1 protein-coding gene is annotated in these 1,437 nt (G+C 77.3%); it reads right to left on the reverse strand.

The features are described 5' to 3' along the window. The coding region (locus ACLEQD_RS43300) for an MG2 domain-containing protein (protein WP_410391777.1) at positions 1–1,437 on the reverse strand (1,437 nt) is incomplete at both ends.

A 1,437-nucleotide genomic window follows, 5' to 3' on the forward strand; every position in this document is an offset into this window, starting at 1 on the left:
GGCTCCTGCACCCAGGACAGCGCCAGCTCCGGCCTGTCCGCCCACCGCCGCCACGTCAGCGCGGCGGGCACGGCGACGACACGGTCCAGCGTGGGAGGCAGGCACGCGCGCGCGTCCAGCGCGGCGGCCGTCAGCGCCTCGCTCACGCCCCGCTCGTCTCCGGAGGCGACCTCCGTGTTCCACCGCATCGAGGGCAGGCCCGGATCCATCACCTGGAAGCGCAGCTGGAGCACCCGCTCCCGGCCCGCCGGCAGCCCCTTCGTGCGCACCACGGAGGCCATGCACGCGTCCAGCCCTTCGTCCGCGCCGGCCACGTCCAGCACCTGCCCGGACGCGCCTACCCGCACCGCGAACTCCGCCATGGAGGCGCCGGAGGACGGCGCGACGAAGCGCGCGCAGGGATGCAGGGCGGGCAGCAGCCGCTCCAGCGCGGCCTGGTCCTCGAGCGACGCCTGTCCCCCCTGCGCGCCCAGCAGGTCCCGCGACGACGCGAGCGACACGGGCGGCGGACGCGGCTGCACGCGCACCGGCAGCGGCGGCACCACCACATTCACCGCGGGCCCGGGGTCCAACTGGAAGGCGGCCACGCCGTCCTCGTCCGCCACCGCGCTCACGCCCGGGTCGCGAGGGTCCCACGCGCGCGTCACCGTCACCTCCGCGCCCGGCAGCACCTGGCCGGACGCGGTGGTGGCGCGCAGGTAGACGCGGTTGCTGAAGCCCGCCACCAGCCCGTCCTCCAGCTCCGTCACGGAGGACACGGCCAGCGCGTCCTCGGACAGCAGGAGCGACACGGCGCCGCGCACCGGCTCACCCGTGGCGTCCTTCGCCTCGATGCTCGCGCTCAGCGTGGCCTGGCCGCGCAGGTCCTGGGGCACGCGCGGCAGCGTGACGCGGAAGCGGCCGGAGGCGTCCGTGCGCGCCTTCGTCGGCAGCTCGCCGCGAAGCCACTCCGTCGGAGGCGGCCACGCGCCCGCGTGGCTCCACGCCAGCGTCACGTCCGTGTCCGCCACCGGCGCGCCGGACGCGTACGACACCTGCCCCGTCACCTCCGGCGTGTCGTTGGCGCGCCAGAACGGCCGGGGGCTCCTCGCCTCCAGCCGCAGGCGCGGCAGCGTGAAGGGCTCCACGGTGAAGGACTCGGAGCCGGACGCGCCGCCGCTGGTCCACGCGACCGTCCACGTGCCCGTGGGCGCGCCCCGGTCCAGCGGGAAGTCCCCGGCCACCACGCCCCAGGGGCCCGCGGGGGCGCGCTCCTCCAGCACCACCTCGCCGTCGGGGTCCGTCACCTTCCACGTCCCCGGCCGTCCGTCGAGCGGCGACAGGTCCTTCGCGCGCAGGGCCACCGCGCGGAAGCGCACCCCGGTGCCCGGGCTCGTAGAGGGGCCGGTCCGTCCAGCACGCGCAGCCCGCGCGGGCGCGTACAGGGGCAGCGGCGCG

It is taken from the genome of Corallococcus sp. 4LFB (genome assembly GCF_046520365.1).
Taxonomy (GTDB): domain Bacteria; phylum Myxococcota; class Myxococcia; order Myxococcales; family Myxococcaceae; genus Corallococcus; species Corallococcus caeni.